The 16,645-nt window shown below is 70.6% G+C and carries 17 protein-coding genes; 11 read left to right on the top strand and 6 right to left on the bottom strand.

Features of this window, described 5'->3' with window-relative positions:
* Positions 1-41 precede the first annotated feature (41 nt).
* From AB0B91_RS30210 to AB0B91_RS30195, 4 genes are all read left to right on the top strand, one after another.
* Positions 42-776, top strand: a complete 735-nt coding sequence (locus tag AB0B91_RS30210) for a GntR family transcriptional regulator (RefSeq protein ID WP_358326715.1) — start codon at positions 42-44, stop codon at positions 774-776.
* A 152-nt stretch (positions 777-928) separates the two neighbouring features.
* Positions 929-1,744, top strand: a complete 816-nt coding sequence (locus tag AB0B91_RS30205) for an FAD-dependent oxidoreductase (protein ID WP_358326712.1) — start codon at positions 929-931, stop codon at positions 1,742-1,744.
* Entirely contained in the window at positions 1,741-2,478 is a 738-nt protein-coding gene (locus AB0B91_RS30200) for an ABC transporter permease subunit (protein ID WP_358326709.1), read from the top strand. The genes AB0B91_RS30205 and AB0B91_RS30200 overlap by 4 nt, the downstream gene beginning before the upstream one ends.
* Positions 2,479-2,504: 26 nt before the next feature.
* Positions 2,505-3,656 carry an FAD-binding oxidoreductase gene (locus AB0B91_RS30195; protein ID WP_358326707.1) on the top strand — a complete coding sequence of 384 codons (1,152 nt, stop codon included), beginning with the start codon at positions 2,505-2,507 and terminating at the stop codon, positions 3,654-3,656.
* Positions 3,657-3,692: 36 nt separating this feature from the next.
* Here AB0B91_RS30195 and AB0B91_RS30190 read toward each other — a convergent pair whose 3' ends face one another.
* Positions 3,693-4,670, bottom strand: coding sequence for an aldo/keto reductase (locus AB0B91_RS30190; protein WP_358326705.1), 978 nt, complete (start codon positions 4,668-4,670; stop codon positions 3,693-3,695).
* A gap of 68 nt (positions 4,671-4,738) precedes the next feature.
* Between AB0B91_RS30190 and AB0B91_RS30185 the strand changes: the two genes are divergently transcribed.
* The gene (locus AB0B91_RS30185) at positions 4,739-5,395 is read left to right on the top strand and encodes a class I SAM-dependent methyltransferase (RefSeq protein ID WP_358326702.1); all 657 of its coding nucleotides are present in this window, start codon (positions 4,739-4,741) and stop codon (positions 5,393-5,395) included.
* Positions 5,396-5,442: 47 nt separating this feature from the next.
* Here AB0B91_RS30185 and AB0B91_RS30180 read toward each other — a convergent pair whose 3' ends face one another.
* Positions 5,443-6,300, bottom strand: coding sequence for a TetR/AcrR family transcriptional regulator (locus AB0B91_RS30180; protein ID WP_358326699.1), 858 nt, complete (start codon positions 6,298-6,300; stop codon positions 5,443-5,445).
* A gap of 98 nt (positions 6,301-6,398) precedes the next feature.
* On the opposite strand from AB0B91_RS30180, the gene AB0B91_RS30175 reads away from it, so the two are divergent.
* The 3 genes from AB0B91_RS30175 (at position 6,399) to AB0B91_RS30165 (ending at position 8,320) form a co-directional block, all read left to right on the top strand.
* Positions 6,399-6,923 carry a hypothetical protein gene (locus AB0B91_RS30175; protein WP_358326697.1) on the top strand — a complete coding sequence of 175 codons (525 nt, stop codon included), beginning with the start codon at positions 6,399-6,401 and terminating at the stop codon, positions 6,921-6,923.
* Positions 6,924-7,047: 124 nt separating this feature from the next.
* Positions 7,048-7,431, top strand: coding sequence for a peptidase inhibitor family I36 protein (locus tag AB0B91_RS30170; protein WP_358326694.1), 384 nt, complete (start codon positions 7,048-7,050; stop codon positions 7,429-7,431).
* 31 nt (positions 7,432-7,462) lie between these two features.
* The gene (locus AB0B91_RS30165; RefSeq protein WP_358326691.1) at positions 7,463-8,320 is read left to right on the top strand and encodes a hypothetical protein; all 858 of its coding nucleotides are present in this window, start codon (positions 7,463-7,465) and stop codon (positions 8,318-8,320) included.
* 47 nt (positions 8,321-8,367) lie between these two features.
* Here AB0B91_RS30165 and AB0B91_RS30160 read toward each other — a convergent pair whose 3' ends face one another.
* Positions 8,368-8,976, bottom strand: coding sequence for an amino acid transporter (locus AB0B91_RS30160; protein WP_358326688.1), 609 nt, complete (start codon positions 8,974-8,976; stop codon positions 8,368-8,370).
* A 145-nt stretch (positions 8,977-9,121) separates the two neighbouring features.
* Between AB0B91_RS30160 and AB0B91_RS30155 the strand changes: the two genes are divergently transcribed.
* Positions 9,122-10,135, top strand: a complete 1,014-nt coding sequence (locus AB0B91_RS30155) for a LacI family DNA-binding transcriptional regulator (RefSeq protein ID WP_358326685.1) — start codon at positions 9,122-9,124, stop codon at positions 10,133-10,135.
* A gap of 30 nt (positions 10,136-10,165) precedes the next feature.
* On the opposite strand, the gene AB0B91_RS30150 is transcribed toward AB0B91_RS30155, so the two are convergent.
* On the bottom strand, positions 10,166-11,761 hold the full coding sequence (locus AB0B91_RS30150; protein WP_358326682.1) for a family 43 glycosylhydrolase: 1,596 nt from the start codon (positions 11,759-11,761) through the stop codon (positions 10,166-10,168).
* 137 nt (positions 11,762-11,898) lie between these two features.
* On the opposite strand from AB0B91_RS30150, the gene AB0B91_RS30145 reads away from it, so the two are divergent.
* Together AB0B91_RS30145 and AB0B91_RS30140 are read left to right on the top strand one after the other, a co-directional pair.
* Positions 11,899-12,399, top strand: a complete 501-nt coding sequence (locus tag AB0B91_RS30145) for a SigE family RNA polymerase sigma factor (RefSeq protein WP_358326679.1) — start codon at positions 11,899-11,901, stop codon at positions 12,397-12,399.
* Positions 12,396-13,520: a hypothetical protein gene (locus AB0B91_RS30140; RefSeq protein ID WP_358326677.1), complete on the top strand. Its 1,125-nt coding sequence runs from the start codon at positions 12,396-12,398 to the stop codon at positions 13,518-13,520. The genes AB0B91_RS30145 and AB0B91_RS30140 overlap by 4 nt, the downstream gene beginning before the upstream one ends.
* A 48-nt stretch (positions 13,521-13,568) precedes the next feature.
* Here the strand turns inward: AB0B91_RS30140 and AB0B91_RS30135 are convergent, their stop codons facing one another.
* A complete protein-coding gene (locus AB0B91_RS30135; protein ID WP_358326675.1) occupies positions 13,569-14,813 on the bottom strand; it encodes a right-handed parallel beta-helix repeat-containing protein in 1,245 nt (414 codons plus the stop codon).
* A gap of 56 nt (positions 14,814-14,869) precedes the next feature.
* On the bottom strand, positions 14,870-16,645 hold the full coding sequence (locus AB0B91_RS30130) for a glycoside hydrolase family 13 protein (RefSeq protein WP_358326671.1): 1,776 nt from the start codon (positions 16,643-16,645) through the stop codon (positions 14,870-14,872).

Below are 16,645 nucleotides of genomic sequence, written 5' to 3'. Positions count from 1 at the left end.
CGTCTATTGACATAACTTATGGCGACAACCAGTATTTTGGCATGTCAGGACGCGAGCTTCTCCTCCACGTGCGGATCCGCAAGGCGCTGGAAGATCGCATCCGTGGCGGCCAGTGGGGGCCCGGGACCCGGATCCCCACGGAGGTCGAGCTCTGCGAGGAGTTCGAGGTCTCGCGCATCACGGTGCAGCGGGCCCTGCGGGACCTCGCCGACGCCGGGCTCATCGTCCGGTTCCGTCGGCGCGGCAGCTTCGTCGCCCAGGCCATCGGCCAGCACAACCTTCTGCGCTTCACCGGCCTGCTGATCCAGGGCCCAGAGCCGCACGGGGATCATCAGGTCATCTCAGCTCAGGTGCTCCCCGCCGAGGGAGCGCGCCTGCGGCTGCCCGGCGTCCCGGACGCGGAGGCCGTCATCCAGATGGAGCGCCACAAGCTGGGCGCGGACGGTCACGTGCTCAACACCGAGCTGCACGTGCTGCCCTTCCGGCTGGCGCCCGACCTGCTCGACCAGCCGCTGGAGCCCCTCACCACCCACGCCTACCTGCGTGACCGCGGTGTCGAGCTGGTGCGGGCCCGGATGTACGTGGAGCCGTACGTGCTCGGCGACGACCAGGCCGCGCTCTTCGGCCTCGCCCCGGGCACGCCCGTCTTCCGGTGGCTGCGCGAGACCTGGACCCGCAAGGGAGATATCGCCGAGCTCCTCGAAATGATCGTTCCGACCGGTTCCGAGCGCTTCTACGTGGAGACCGACCTGCGCGGGGCCACCGACCACAGCTGACCTTTCCGCCCCCCTACAAGCCCCATACGTGGGCTTCGCCATGCCCAGGATCGGAGTGCTCATGACCTCTGTCGCCGTCATCGGCACCGGCACCGTCGGTTCGATGGCCCTGTGGCGGCTCGCCGGACGCGGCATCCACGCGGTCGGGTTCGATGCCTTCGCGGGCCACGACCGCGGCGCCGCCGGAGGCGAGTCACGGACCTTCCGCACCGCCTACAAGGAGGGCCCGGCCTACGTCCCGCTGCTGCGCGAGGCCCGCGAGCTGTGGGCCGAGCTGGAACGTTCCGCCGGTCGTCGCCGCCGCGTCCGCCGCCGAGCGCGCCGGTGCGCGGATCGCCCGCTACACACCCGTTCACGAGATACGACCCGACACCGACGGCGTGACGGTCATGGCCGAGGACGGCGAGCACCGCTTCACCCACGCCGTGCTCGCCCCTGGCCCCTGGGCGCCCGGCCTGCTCCCCGAACCGGTGGCCGGACGGCTCACCACCAAGGCCATCACCTCGACCTGGTTCCCGCGCCGCGACGAGACCCTGTTCGCCCCGGACCGGTGTCCGATCGCCATCCGGGTCGGCGAACCCGCCTACTCCTGCTTCCCCTCGGTCGACGGCGTCGGCGTCAAGGTCAACCTGCACGTGCCGTGGGAGCCGATCGGCTCACCCGAGTCGCTGAGCCGTACCGTCCCCGTCTCCTACGTCTCGCAGGTCGCCGCCGCGGTGGCCGGGACGCTGCCCGGCCTGCGCCCCGATCCGGTGCGCATCGCCACGTTCTGCGAGGCGTTCACGCCGGACGGGCACGGGCTGCTCGGCCGGTACGGCGCCACCGGCCGTACCGTGCTCGCCACCGCGTTCAGCGGGCACGGCTTCAAGCTCGCCCCCGTCTTCGGCGACATCATCGCCGACCTGGTCGAAACCGGCGCAACGGCGCGCGAGATCGACCATCTCGCCCCCTCCCGGAGGTTTTCATGACACGCAGCTCCCTGGCCGCCGTCGGCCTGGCCGGAACCCTCGGCCTCACCGCCTGCGGCGCCCCCGTCCCGTCCGCCGCCCCCGGCACCCTGGTCGTGGCCGGCTACGGCGGTTCGTACGAGGAGGCGTTCAAGCAGTCGGTGATCCCCGGCTTCGAGAAGACCTGTGGCTGCAAGGTCTCCTACATCGCCGGCAGCTCCACCGACACGGTGGCCAAGCTCAAGGCCCAGCAGAACGCCCCGCAGATCGACGTCGCGCTGATCGACGACGGACCGCAGGCCCAGGCCGTGCGGGCCGGGCTGCTGGCCTCCAGCGCGTTCACCCTGCTGCTCGCCCACCTGGTGCTCACGGTCCCCTACACGGTGCGGCTCGTGCTCGCCGGGCTCGCGGGCCTGGACCGTTCGGCCGAGAAGGCCGCCGCCGGACTGGGCGCGGCGCCGTTCCTGGTGTTCTGGCACGTGACGTTGCCGGCCGTACGAGGGGCACTGATCGGCGGCGCGTTCTTCGCCTTCATCACCTCCTTCGACGACCTCACCGTGGCCCTGTTCGTGGTCACCACCGACCTGCAGACGCTGCCCGTCCGGATCTTCAACTACATGCAGTACGACTACGACCCCACGGTCACGGCCATCGGCACGCTCATGGTGCTGTTCGCCGCGGTCGCGGTCGTCGTGATCGAACGCTTCGTCGGCGTGGCCCGGCTGTTCGGCGCCGACGCCGAACAGAACCGCTGAGCCGTCCCCAACCGAGAGGAGTCAATGTGCGAGTCGTCGTCATCGGTGCGGGGGTGGTCGGATCCGCGATCGCGGCCGGGCTCACCCGGCGCGGCGCGCAGGTCACCGTCCTGGAGGCACGTACACCGGGATCCGGTACGACCTCCACGTCGGTGGCGTGGATCAACGCCAACAACAAGACGCCCAAGGAGTACTTCGACCTGAACCACGCCGCCGTGTGGGCGCACCACCAGCTCGCGGGCGGCTCGGGCGACTGGTTCTTCCCGACGGGCAACCTCGAGTACGCGGTGGGTGGCGACCATCGCGAGCTGCTCGAACAGCGCGTGCGGCGGCTGATCGGCATGGGCTACCCGGTCGAGCGGGTGACCGCCGGGCGGGCGCTGGCCCTGGAGCCCGACCTGGTGCCGCCGCCCGCCGGCACCGAGTACGTGTTCTTCCCCGGCGAGGCCTACGTCCTGGCGACGCGGCTGCTCGGGCGGCTGCTCGGCGAGGCGCGGGACCGGGGGGCCACGGTGGAGTGCGGGGCCGAGGTCACCGCCATCGACACGACGGCGGCGGGCGCGAAGGTGACGCTGGCCGACGGGCGTACCTTCGCCTGTGACGTGGTCGTCACCTGTGCCGGGCGCTGGACGCAGGGGGTCGCGGCGCTGGCCGGGATCGACATCCCGATGCTGGATCCGGTGGTGTCCGGCAAGGTCACCAACGGGTTCCTGGTCACCACCGCGCCGCTGCCCGCCCGGCTGTCCCGGGTGCTCACCACCGCCGGGCTCAACCTGCGGCCCGACGGCGGCGGCCGGGTGCTGCTGCAGTCCCTGCACCTGGACGGCCGGGCGGACCCGGCGGCCGCCGTGCCGGGCGAGGTCCTGGACGAGATCATGGGGTTGCTTCCCAAGGTGCTGCGCGCGACCGAGGGCGCGACGGTGGAGCGCGCGGTCGTCGGTCAGCGGGCGATGCCTGGTGACGGGCTGGCCGTGGCCGGGTTCGCGGACGCGGCGCGGCGGGTTTACACGGTGGCCACGCACAGCGGGGTCACGCTGGCACCGCTGCTGATGGAGGAGGTGTCGGGCGAGGTGTTCGGCGAGGAGTCGGCGCTGCTGGCGACCTTCCGGCCGGGCCGCTTCACCGGCGGCACAGCCGGCCCCACCCCCACCCCGGCCCGCAGGCCCGGCCAGCAGTAACCCGGGCGGTGGTGGCCTCCGGAGAGCGGTGGTTCGTTACCAGCGGTGGTGGACCTGAGGGCGGATCAGCTCGTCGTAGACGGCGGTGACCGCCACCCGGGTCTCCTCCGTGAGTGCGGGGAGCCCGGCCGCGGCGGCGTTGGCGGCGGCCTGGCGCGCGTCGCGGGCCCCCGGGATCACCACGCTGACCCCCGGCTGGTCGATGATCCACCGCAGCGCGAACTGGGCGGTCGTCATCCCCTCCGGCACCAGCGGCTTGAGCCTCGCCACGGCCCGCAGCCCGGTGCCGTAGTCGACCCCCGAGAACGTCTCGCCGACGTCGAACGCCTCCCCGTGCCGGTTGTACGCGCGGTGGTCGTCATCGGCGAAGCGGGTGTGCTCGTCGTACCGGCCTGACAGCAGCCCGCTGGCCAGCGGAACGCGGGCGATGATCCCGACCCCGGCCTTGATCGCCGCCGGCAGCACCTCCTCCAGCGGCTTCAGCCGGAAGGCGTTGAGGATGATCTGCACGCTGGCGACGTTCGGCCGCGCGATCGCGGTCAGCGCCTCCGCGCAGGTCTCCACGCTCACGCCGTAGGCGGCGATCCTGCCCTCCTCGACCATGGTGTCGAGCGCGTCGTAGACCGCCTGGTTCGCATAGACGGGAGTCGGCGGGCAGTGGAGCTGCACCAGGTCGAGGGTGTCCACGCCGAGATTCTTCCGGGACCGGTCGTTCCAGGCCCGGAAGTTGTCCAGGGTGTAGGCCGACACCTCCTGCGGCACCCGGCGGCCCATCTTGGTGGCCACCGTCAGGCCGGGCCGTTCCTTGATCAGCTGACCGACGATGCGCTCGCTGCGCCCGTCGCCGTACACGTCGGCGGTGTCGATGAACGTCACCCCGGCGTCGACGGCGCCGTGCAGCGTCGCCAGCGCCTCGTCCTCCCCGACCTCACCCCAGTCGGCGCCCAACTGCCACGCCCCGAGGCCGACCACGCCGACCTGCCTGCCTGTCCTGCCCAGCTCACGCTTCTCCACATTCCCGATCGTACGACCACACTCCCCTCTGCTAGACAAGACGCAACGGTCAGTCTAGTCTTTGGGTCATGTCCAACACTTTGCACTCTCCGCTGGTCCGTACCGTGCTCGACCGGCTGTTCGCCGCGGCGGATCGCGATGACGACACGCCGCACGGACCCATCCCCGGCGGCTCCTTGGCGACCGCCACCGCGCAGGAGCGCGCCGACGCGCTGGCGGCCCACTACCTGCCGATCTCCGCGCGGGGTGGCGACCTGCTCTACGCGCTGGTCCGGGCCGGTCGGCCGGAGACCGTCGTGGAGTTCGGCACCTCGTACGGGATCTCCACCCTCTATCTGGCCGCCGCGGTCGCGGACAACGGCACGGGCCAGGTGTTCAGCACCGAGATGAGCGCGACCAAGATCACCGCCGCGCGGGCCAACCTGGATGAGGCCGGGCTCGGCGGCCTGGTGACGGTCCTGGCCGGCGACGCCCTGGACACCCTCGCCGACGTACCGGGGCCGATCGGCCTGGTGCTACTGGACGGGTGGAAGGAGCTGTGCCTGCCGGTCCTCCGATTGCTGGAGCCCCGGCTGTCGCCAGGTGCGCTGGTGGTGGCCGACGACATCACCTTTCCCACCATGGCCGACTACCTGGACTACGTTCGCGAACCGGCGAACGGGTACGTCAGCGTCGCCTTTCCGGTCGAGGACGGCATGGAGATCAGCTGCTACACCGGCAACTGACCTGCGCCCCCAGACGGACTGTCTGACACCGGGGCGGCTGACCGACGTCAGAGTGGAGCGTCGGCCTTCCGGGCCGGACGGAGAAGGGCGGCCTCGATACCGGCCAACAGCATCGTCACCATCGACTCGAACAGCACGTCCGGCGGCTCCACCGTGACCTCCTCACTGATCCGCCGCAGGTGCGGGTGGCTTTCGGCGGCCAGACCACCCACGTCCGGCCTTCCGCCGCCCAGCCTCTCGGCATTCGACTTCTCCGCAGACGATCCCCCCACGCGCGGCTCCGTAGCGGGCGACTCGTCGGTACGCGCGGCCTCGACACCCGGCCGGTCGGTGGGCCGGTCCGTGGGTGGTAGTGGAGGAACAAGTGGCACGGCGGCGGGGACCAGCCCGGCGGGCGGGCGATCGTGCCAGGTGTCCCAGATCTCGGCGAAGCCGGCCACCTGGAGCACGGTGATCGTCCAGGCGCGGTAGGCGTTCTGGGGGCTCAGCCCGAGTTCGAGGAAGAAGCCCACCAGCGCGTCGTCCGCGTCGAGCAGGCCAGGGGCGGCCAGGTGGGTGAGGTTCTCGGCGTGGGCGAGCGCCAGCAGGCCGGGGTGGGCTCGGTACCAGGAGCGCAGGTCGAGGCAGTACTGACGCAGGCTCTCACGCCACCGCCCCGGATCCAGGCGCGGTTCGGGACGGTCGGCGTGGCAGATCGCCATCACCTCGCGCAGCAGGTCGTCGCGGTCGCTCACGTAGTTGTACAGCGCGCGCGGCGAGACCTGGAGGTCGGCGGCGACGTTGCGCATGGTCAGCTCCGTGGGACCGGCCCGGCCGAGCACGCGTAGCGCGGCGCGGGCGATCCGTTCCCTGGTCAGCGTCGGCCGGCCCAGGCGAGCTTCGGGGCGTCGGCGGCGGGCGGGCACCGGGCCATGCTAGCCGGATCCCTTGAACTTCACACACCGTTGACTTTAAGGCGGCTCCCCCATCACACTTAGCCGACCCTTACTAAGGAGGAAACGCCATGCGGTGGTGCTTGGTCGTCGGATACGGGGTGGGGTTCGGCCTGGTGATGAGCGTGCTCTTCACCATTGCGATCTTCGCCGGGGCGTTCGCCAGCCGCGACTTCCTGCTGAACGACTACCCCCCGGCCATCCAGGAGCGTTACGCCAAGCCCAAGAGCGCGCGCGGCCGCCGGGTGGCGGTCTGGGTGGGAGTGCTCTTCTGGGGAGTGTGCTGCGTACCCCTGACGGTCGCGGCGATGATGCGCCTGCGCGCGGACCTCGGCACCGACCTGGGCTTCGGTCCGGCTGCCGTGGCGGGCGCGCTCATGTTCCTCACCCTGTCCCTGTACGACCTGGTGGTCCTCGACTGGATCGTCTTCGCCGGACTGCGCCCCCGCCTGCTGGTGCTACCAGGCACCGAGGACATGCGGGAGTACCGGGACCTGCGGTTCCACGCCGTGGCGGCGCTCAAGGGCAGCCCGTTGATCCCGGTCGTCGGCCTGCTGACCGGCGGCATCGTCGCGGGGCTGGAGGCGATCGCCTGACGTCCTGATCGCCAGGCACATCGCGTCAAGTCGGCCCGCCGACGGGATCCACACGGCTGACCGCTGGATTGCCCGGACCTGACTATGATCTTAACAATTTCGGTGCCACGAGAATGAGGTGTCCATGAAGCGAGCGACGGTGCGCAGCGTCGGAATGGTGGCGCTGGTCCTGGTCAGCCTGGTGGGAGTCGGCTCCACCGCGCAGGCCGAGACGAGCCGGGCGTCGGGCCCCTGCGAGCTGGACTTATGCCTGTACGAGCACGACAAGTTCAAGGGCGCAGAAGAGAACTTCATGTTCGAGGGCTGGAACCTGTGTTACAAAGCGCTCAAGGTGAAGAACGCGGCGAGCTCCATGTGGAACAACACCGCGGCCAGGGTGCAGTTCTACGACTCCGCCAACTGCTCCGGCGCGTACGGCTACGCGGCCAAGCCGAGTTCCTCGGACGGCGACCTGACGAACAACGGGTTCGACAACAAGACCAGCTCCATCAAGTACGTCCATCCGTAAGCCCGAAGTCGACCGATCCGGGGGAATCAGAGTGTCTGTTCGGCTGTGGGGAGCGGTCGGGGTCCTCCTGACCGCGGCGACAGCCGCCTGTTCGACGGCGGCGGCGACGGAGCCGCAGGTTTCGGTGCCGCCGCCGGGGGTGGAGGCGCGCGAGCTCTCGATCCCCTTCGACCGGTACAACTTCTCCGCGTCGGACATCAGCACCCTTGATCGCGCCGAGGAGCTCCTCGTCGGCGACTGCATGCGGCAACGGGGCATGGCGTGGAAGGAGCTGCCGCCGAGCGCGGCGGAGGACCTGGAGCCGCAGAACCGCCGCCGCTACGGCGTCGTCGAACCGGAGATAGCCCGCCTCTTCGGCTATCACACCCCTCCGGACCGCCCCACGGTGGCCCAGCGCGCTGCCGCACGCGACAGCCGTGCGCGTAGCCTGTCGGCGAAGGAACAGCGGGCCGCGTCCGCCGAGAAGGACGGCTGCCTGGGGCAGGCGCGGGCCCACCTCGAGCAGGGCACTCCGCAGGTCGACGAGGCCCTGTTCAACAGGCTCATCTCGGAGACCTTCAACCAGTCCCAGCAGGATCCCAAGGTCGTCCAGGTCTTCCGGGCCTGGAGTACGTGCATGCGGGAGCAAGGCTGGCAGTACGCCGCTCCGCTCGCCGCCATCACAGACGAGCGGTGGATGAAGGAGGGCCCCGCTTCCCCGGATGAGATCCGGGCGGCACAGGCGGACGTACGGTGCAAGGTGAAGACCGGCCTCGTCTCCATTTGGTCCGCCGCGGAGAAACGCATCCAGGACGCTGCCATCAGCGCACACCCTGCCGAGTTCCAGGCGCTGCAGGCGACCAAGGATCAACAGCTCGCAGCCGCCCGCGCCGTCCTCGCCCGAGGCTGAGCGTCACTGGCGCGGCCGCCCGCGCCGTTCTCACCCGAGGCTGACCGTCACTGGCGCAGGCGCGCACGCCAGGGATGTGTAGGGTGCTCGATCTCCAGCGCCCCCTCCAACCAGCGCCGCTGCTCGTCGCTCAGCACCGGGAGGACCGCCTCGAAATCGGCCTCGTCCTTCGGCCGTGGGCCCTTGGCCTTGTAGAGCAGTTGCACCTCGGGGGCAAGCCGGCGGAAACCGTCCTCCTCCACGGTCAGCCCGGCCAGCGGGCGCCGGATCCGAGGGTTACGCCGGTACGTCCATTCCTCTCCCTCGGCCTCGTCCAGCATGAGCTGGAACCGCCATGGCCCGTCCGGATGCTCGCGTACCCAGATGTCGTGCGCCTGCTCGGGCAGCACCTCCTCCAGCGCCCATGGCCGCAGCGTCTGGGGCACGACCGCGGCGTGGACGTCCCAGCCGTCCAGCAGCCGCCGCATCGCGAGCTGGTCCCGGCGCAGCAGCGCGATGTCCACGTCCCCATGCTCGCGATACGCGTGGCCCACGGCCAGCTCGATCGCGTACCCACCGGCCACCCACCACGGCACCGCCAGCCCCCGCATCAGCCCGACGACCTCGCCAAGCGGCGCAGCCTCCCAAGGCCCCCATGGCGTCTCGATCCTCGTCATCCGGAAATCATGCATGACGCCAGGCCCCCAGGCGCGGACGGACAATGATCAGGATGCGGCGACAGAACCGCCCTGGCTGCGGATACCCTGTTGGAAAAGGTTTTCTCCCTTCGCTTCCAGCGAGTTGCCCGAAGAAGGTTGGCGCATGGCCAGGAGCGCGAGCGGCCGGCCGGTGACCATTATCGAGGTCGCGAAACAGGCCGGAGTCTCCATCTCGACGGTGTCCCGGGTGATGAACGGCAACCACCACGTGGACCCGGCGATCGCCGGGCGAGTCCGCGCCGTGGCGGCCGAGCTGCGCTACTCGGCCAGCCCGCTGGCGCGTTCGCTCGTGCTGGGTCGCACCCAGCGGGTCGCCATCATGGTGCCGGACCTGGAGAATCCGACCTTCCAGAGCGTGCTGCGCGGCCTGACCCGTGCCGCCGCCAAGGACAACTACCACGTACTGGTGGCCGACTCGCTGGAAACGGCCGGCGAGGAGAGCACCTTGGCTTCTGAGGCACGCCGCTGCTGCGACGCGATCGCGCTCTGTGCGCCCAGGATGCCGGAGGACCAGCTCAGGGCCTTGCTGCCCGAGCTGGCGCCGGTCGTGCTGATCAACCGCGAGAGCCCGTACGTCCTGGCGCCGACCCTCACCGCCGACTACGAGGCGGGCATCCAGTCACTCGCCCGGCATCTGCACCAGCTCGGCCACCGCCGGATCGCCTACCTGGAGGGCAATCCCGACAGCGCGTCCAACGCCCAACGGCTCAGCGGGCTCACCCGGTTCCGTGCCGAGCATCCCGACGCCGACGTGATCGGCATCCCGTGCGGCGTCACGTTCGAGCACGGGCACGCCGTGGCGGACGCGGTGATCGCTTCGGGGGCGACCGGGGTGCTCGGATTCAACGACCTTGTGGCGATGGGCCTGCTCAGCGGGTTGAACGAGCGCGGCGTACGCGTACCGGAGCAGCTGTCACTGACCGGGTTCGACGACATCCCCTTCGCGAAGTACATGACGCCAGCGCTGACCACCGCGTCGGTTCCGGTCGTCGAGCTGGGCGAGGAGGCGTGGAAGCGGCTGCACGCGCTGCTCAACGGCGAGCGGCCGGATCACGACCTCAGCTTCCGCCCGCGCATCGAGATCCGCGGCAGCACCGGGCCCGCTCCCGCCTCCTGACGCGTGGAGCCTGCTTGTGGAGAGTGCTCTTCAGCGGGGGTGGATGGTCACCGGGCCGAAAACGGCCGTGCCCTCGCCCGCCGATCCGGGTGGGGCGGTGGCGAACAGGCCGAGCTCCGCCGAGATCCAGCGCCCCTGCTCTGCCCGGAACCCCTCGAAGCCAGTGACCCAGCCGTCGCCGGCACTGTCACCAGCACCGCCGACGCCACCACCACTACCGTCGGCGTCGGCGTCGGCGTCGGCACAGTGGCGGAATTGCAACGCGCAGATCCCGTCGTCATCGGAGGCGATCCGCAGCCCGACGGTCGCGGCCTCATCGGGCAGCCGCGCGCTGAACCGCGTCATCTCACCCTCGTCACCCGCCTCGTACGTCCGCACCTCGACACTGACCCCGTCGCCATCGCGAACCAGCCCCACGTACGCGTAACAGGCGCCGAGCACGACCACTCCAGCCCTGGTCCCCGGATCATCCGCCGCCAGCCGGAGGGTGGTGGTGAACTGCGCCGCCACCCCAGGCAACTGCTGACCGAGCACCTGTGGCAGGTCCCGCAGATTGCCCCGGTCGTTCGGCACCGCACGCAGCCTCGCGCGACCGTCGCCGTCCAGGCGTAGCACGCCAGGCACCGGATTCGCCTGCCAGTACCACTGCGGCCCGAGCTCCTCCGCACGGAAATCGTCGTCCCGCCGCGGCTCCACGAGATCCCCCGGCTGAGGCTCCGATGCGCGCGCCGGCGCCAAGTGCTCCAGGACCGGACGCCCGTTCTCCCCCATCACCGGCCACCCGTCGTCCCCCCAGTACATCGGCTGCAGGTGGACCACCCGCCCGAACACCCCACGGTCCTGGAAGTGCAGGAACCAGTCCTCGCCCTCCGGCGAGGTCACCCACGCCCCCTGATGCGGCCCGTTGACCGGCGTGTCACCCTGTTCCAGGACAATGCGATCCTCGTACGGCCCCGCCAGCGACCGTGACCGGAACACCGACTGCCAGCCGGTGGCGACACCACCGGCGGGAGCGAAGATCCAGTACCAGCCATCGCGCTTGTAGACCTTGGGCCCCTCCAGCGTCGAGTAGCCGGGCAGGTCGTCCCCCTCGATCACGGTGACAGGCGTGCCGATGATCTCGCGAGCGTCGGGCGTCATCTCCACCAGCGACAGCCGGTTGCTGATGCCGCTGCGGCTCTTCGCCCATCCGAACACCAGCCACGCGCGCCCGTCGTCGTCCCAGAACGGGCACGGGTCGATCACGCCCGGCCCGGGGAGCAGGAAGTGGGGCTCCGACCACGGCCCGGCGGGGTCCGCCGCGGTCAGCACGTGAACACCCTGGTCAGGGTCGGGGTAGAAGATCCAGAACAGGCCGTCGTGATGCCTGATGGAGGGCGCCCACACCCCGCCGCCGTGCCGGGGCACCAGGAACCGCTCCGCCGGCGGCACGGCGGGCAGCGCGCGGCCGATCAGCTCCCAGCGCAGCAGGTCCGGCGAGCGCAGGATGGGCAGTCCCGGCACGCGGTTGAAGCTCGATGTGACGAGGTAGTACGTCTCGCCGACGCGGATGGCGTCGGGATCGGGCCAGTCGGCGTTGAGGATGGGATTGCGGTACGTGAGCCGCCCGGCCGCGTCGTCTGCCATCAGTCCAAAGCTCCCGCAACTGGCCGAGAAAACGTTTCTTCACTATTCTCGCACGCACCGTAACGCCCGAGCCGCGTTCAACAGTTCGGGCGCCTGGTCCGTCTATCTCGTGACGGACCAAGGAAAGGCATAGGCCATTGCATGAAATATCCCGCTTCGAGGACTTCGTCGCGGAACGGGCCGATGCCCTGCTGCGCTACGGATACCTGCTCAGCGGCAACCCGCACGACGCGGCCGACCTCACCCAGGAGGCGCTGATCCGGCTGCATCGCGCCTGGCCACGGGTGCGCCAGAAGCAGGCCCCGGAGGGCTACACCAGGATGATCATGGCCAGGCTGCACATCAGCGTCTGGCGGCGGCGCAGACGCGAGCGGCTCGACTGGGCGCTGCCCGAGACCGCCCAGCTCGACGTGCTGCCCTCCGGCATCGAAGAGGACCTGTGGCAGGCCCTCGGCGCCCTGCCCCGCAAGCAGCGAGCCGTGCTCGTGCTGCGTTACTACGAGGACCTGACCGACGCGGAGATCGCCGACGTGCTCGGCGTCTCCCGGGGCACCGTGCGCAGCCACGCGTCGCTGGGCCTGGCCAAGCTCCGTTCCGCCGTACCCCATCCCTCAGAGATCGACGGGAGCTCCCTGTGACCGATCAGTTGGAATCCCGCCTGCGGACGACACTCGGCCATGCCGCCGAGCACGCGCCGAAGGCGCCCTCCGAGTTGCGTACCCACGTCGTGGCGCGGTCGCGCCGGCGCAGGACGCGCAGGCAGGCACTCGTCGCGGCGGTGGCCGTCGTCGCGGTGGCCGTGCCGCTCACGCTGACGACCGCCGGCGGGCAGGAGGGTGACGGTGTCGCCACCGGGACCATCGACCCCAGCGCCGGCCATCGGAGGGCGATAGACGACCTGACCCCGTTGGGTGACCGCTTGGTGATCGACAACCCGTCCGAGAATCGGCCCATGTCCCTCTGGTACGCCAAGGGGAAGTCGGGGACTGTCTTCTGCCTGGCCGTCAAGAGCAGGGCAGGCGGGGGCACGGAGTGGTGCGGCGAGCCGGTCGACGGCCGGAAGGCCACTGAGCAGGGCTCGACCGAGTCGTTCCCAGCCCCGTCCACGGGCGTGGTGCTGTACTACGGAACCGCGCCGGCCGACGTCGCCCGCGTCACCGCCGTGATCAAGGGTGGCGGCCGCGTCACCGGGACGATTCACCGCCCGAAGGGGGCTCCTCAGGGCATCTGGACCGTGTCCGCACCCGCGGGCAAGGCGGTGACGACGTTCGAGTTCGCGGACGCCGAGGGCCGGACGAAATCACGGTCCACCAGAAAACCCGCCTTCTTCCCCGAGACCGAGGCCGAGCCGATCGGTCCTGCCGTGCGGATGCCAGAGGGTCTCTCCGTGGATCTCTACAAGGTGCCGGGCGAGACGCTGCTCTGGAAGCTGGACGGACAGGCTGTCGGCCTGGATATCGTCAGCCCCGGCCACCTGATGACCGACCTCGGCGGCAACAAGTACCCCGTGGAGCTGCATGACCACGGCAAGCGCTGGTTCGGCCTCGCCAGCGCGAAGACCGCCCGGGTCACCCTGATCTTCGCCGACGGCCGGTCCGTGTCGGCCGTCACCCAGCCGGACCCGTGGAACCTCGACGTCAAGCTGTTCGCGGGGACGTATGACCGTACCGGCGACATCTACCGCGAGGGCTTCCAGGTCGTCGGCTACGACGACGCGGGCGTGGAGATCTGGCAGGACAAGCACGACGCGCAGAAATGAGAATCGAAGGCCCGGGCGGGGGCCCGGGCCTTCGATCACGCAAGGGTTTCAGCGCTGGTAGGCGCCGGCGTTCGGGGCGGCGGGCAGGCCGGCGACGCCCGCGCCAGCCGACCTCCGGCCGAACCACGCCGGGCCGAGCCGGACCCCGTGGCCCAGCGCCGGAGAGCCGGGCCGCAGGTGGAGGTCCGTACGGGAGACGAAGCGGGGGTCCGCCTTCACCGACTTGGGCCCCAGTTTGAACCCGTACGTCCGCCCCAGGTACACGCCGCCCGCGTCGTCGGCGCCCTTCCCGTCCTCGTACCCGGCCTGGCCGCCGACCGAGATCGCGTTGTTGCGCAGCTTGAGTATCGACGGGGAGCAGCCACCGTGGCAGGACCAGCCGAGCGTCACCCGTCCGGGCAGATAGACCGAGTTGTGCACCGCGAGGGTGCCGGTGACCGGGCCGACGACGTGCTCGGGACCCCGGGTGACCAGGAACGATCCATTCTTGTGTGAGGAGGTGACCACGTTGAAGGCGAACACGTTCCCGGCGGCCGTGCTCCCCTTGCGGGCGCCGAGTTCGGTGAACGCCTCGTTGTCGCGGGCGATGTTGTGCGTGATCAGGTTGCGGTCGCCGTTGAAGATCTCGACCGCCGCCCCGTCGAAGCCGTAGTCGACGCTCGGCGCGTAGCTGCCGGTGATGGTGTTGCCCGTGACCGTGTTGTCGTCACCGTTCAGCAGGACGCCGAACGCCCCGGAGTCGTTGTCGGGCTCCGAGTCGTTCACGCTCATCCGGGTGTTGGCCGTGAGCCTGCTGTCCCTGATGACGTTGCGGGATCCGCTGGGGGTGACCAGGACGCCGGCGATGTTGTGGTCGGCCTGCACGCCGACGAGCTCGTTGCCGTCGCCGCTCAGCTCGAACCCCGCCCACTGGCAGCCGGAGGCACGCAGGCCGCTGATGCGCCAGTGGTCGCCGCTGACGACGACGCAGTTGCCGTCCATGCCGGAGATCTTCGCCATGGGGCCGGTCCCGTACGGCTGGATGACGATGGGTTTGGCCGCCGTGCCCTTGGCGGTGAGGGTGAGCGAGCCGGTCCATCTGCTGCCGCGTTTGACGCTGACCGCGTCGCCGGGTTTGAGGTCGGCCGCGCCGATCTTGTCGAGCGACTTCCACGGTTTGGTGGCGCTGGTGCCCGCCGCGTCGTCGTCGCCCGCGCGCGAGTCGACGTAGTAGGTGGTGCCGGCACGAGCCAGAGCCGGTAACGGCAGGCCGGGCACGAGTGAAGCGATGACGGCCACGGAGAGCAACCTCATGCGAACACACCACTATCTAGTTTAAATCTGAACGATGGGGCGCCCACGCTAGCGCGTCAGCTCGTGAGGCGCCAGACACGGAGCGAAGGGCCATCACCTGGCAACACATCGGTGTCAGAAGCGTTATAAACACCCGCCGCCCGGGTGGGCAGCGGCAGGGCACGGCCCGGCGCCCTACGCGCGCACACTAGCAGTGACTCTGCGGCGGTTTCCCGGAGAAAGACCAGGCAGTCCGCATCGGCATGCAACCACCGCAGCCCGCCGTGGCGCAGCGCGGGCTCGGCCCGGCGCAGCCCGAGCAACTCCCGGTAGGCGGCCAGCGTCTCGAGGTCCTGGTCGGCGGGGCGGTCCCACGGCATCGGGGTGCGCGAGTGCTCGCCGTTCACGCCCGTCAGGCCGTACTCGCTACCCGCGAACACCATCGGCGTGCCCGGCAGCGTGGCCTGCAGCCCGAGCGCGACGAGGTGGCGGTCGGCCGAGCCGGTCACGGTGCGGATGCGCGGCGAGTCGTGCGAGTCGAGGAGCTGCCATGAGTTCGCCTGTGAGCGCCACGACAGGTGGGCGGCGAACGTGCGGAACGTCGCGTGGGTCTGGAGCCCGTCACGCGACGGCACGCCGCCGGGCACGCCGAGGAAGTTCGCCAGGTCCAGCTCGGGCGAGCGCAGCCAGGCCCACACGGGCCGGGTGAAGCCGCCGTAGTTCATGGTGCCGTGCCAGCCGTCGCGGTCCAGGTCGGGTGCGGCGTCGTGGCAGTGTTCGGCGATGAGCGCCGCGCCGGGGCCGATCTCCCGCCGCAGCAGGGCGGCGATCTCGTGGTTGTGGTCGTCGGGGCCGCGCCGGCCGGTCATGTTCGCGACGTCGACGCGCCAGCCATCGAGCGGGCCCAGCCACTTCTTCAGTACGGCCGGCATCCGGTCACGCACCAGGTCGCTGCTCCAGTTGAGCTTGGGCAGCGACTTGACCCCGTACCAGGACTCGTAGTCGCCGGTGCCGGGATCGAAGTAGAACATCTCCCGCTCGGGCGCGCCCGCGTCGGACAGCGCGGCGGTGAACCAGGGGTGCGTGCGGCCGCAGTGGTTCGTGGTGATGTCGCCGATCAGCCGCATGCCGCGCGCGTGCAGCGCGCCTGCCAGCCGGCCCAGCGCCTCGTCGCCGCCGAGCAGCGGGTCGACCCGGTCGAAGTCGGCGGCGTCGTAGCGGTGGTTGGAGCGGGCGGGGAAGATCGGCGTCAGGTAGACGGTGTCCACGCCGAGCGCCTGTACGTGGTCCAGCCGCTGGACGATGCCGTCGAGGTCGCCGCCGTAGAACTGCCGGGACGTGCCGGGGCCCGACGGGATGACCGGATCGCGGTCCCAGTCGCGCGGCAGCGCCCAGTCCGGCAGCTCCCGCATCGGCCTGGACCTGGCGAAACGGTCAGGGAAGATCTGGTAGACGATCGCGTCGGCCAGCCACGGGGGCGGCGGCTCGTGGCAGACCAGCCGGAAGTCGGTGGCGTCGGTGACGTCGTGCGTGACGAGCCCGGCCGCGGTCAGCCACGCCTGTCCGCCCGTGGTGTGCAGGAGGAACCGGTAGGGGGTGACCGGGTTGGCGGCGACGATGTCCGCCTGCCACCAGACGTCGGTCTCGCCGTACCCACCCAGAGCGCCGGGGGTGGCGGCCGACGCGGCGGTGAAGCGGGGTTCGCCGTCGCGGACCGTACGCACGTGCACGCCGGTGATCGCGGCGGACAGGGGCGCCCGCACCCGGACCGTCACCGTCGAGCCGGGTGACGGCGCCTGGGTGGAGACGTACAGAGCGGAGCCGTCGTGATGCGGCTCGCCGAGGAAGCGCAA

It is taken from the genome of Nonomuraea sp. NPDC049141, from assembly GCF_040648415.1.
Classification (GTDB): Bacteria; Actinomycetota; Actinomycetes; order Streptosporangiales; family Streptosporangiaceae; genus Nonomuraea.
Note: the sequence above shows the minus strand (reverse complement) of the source record. Positions and strands in the feature narration are given on the sequence as shown.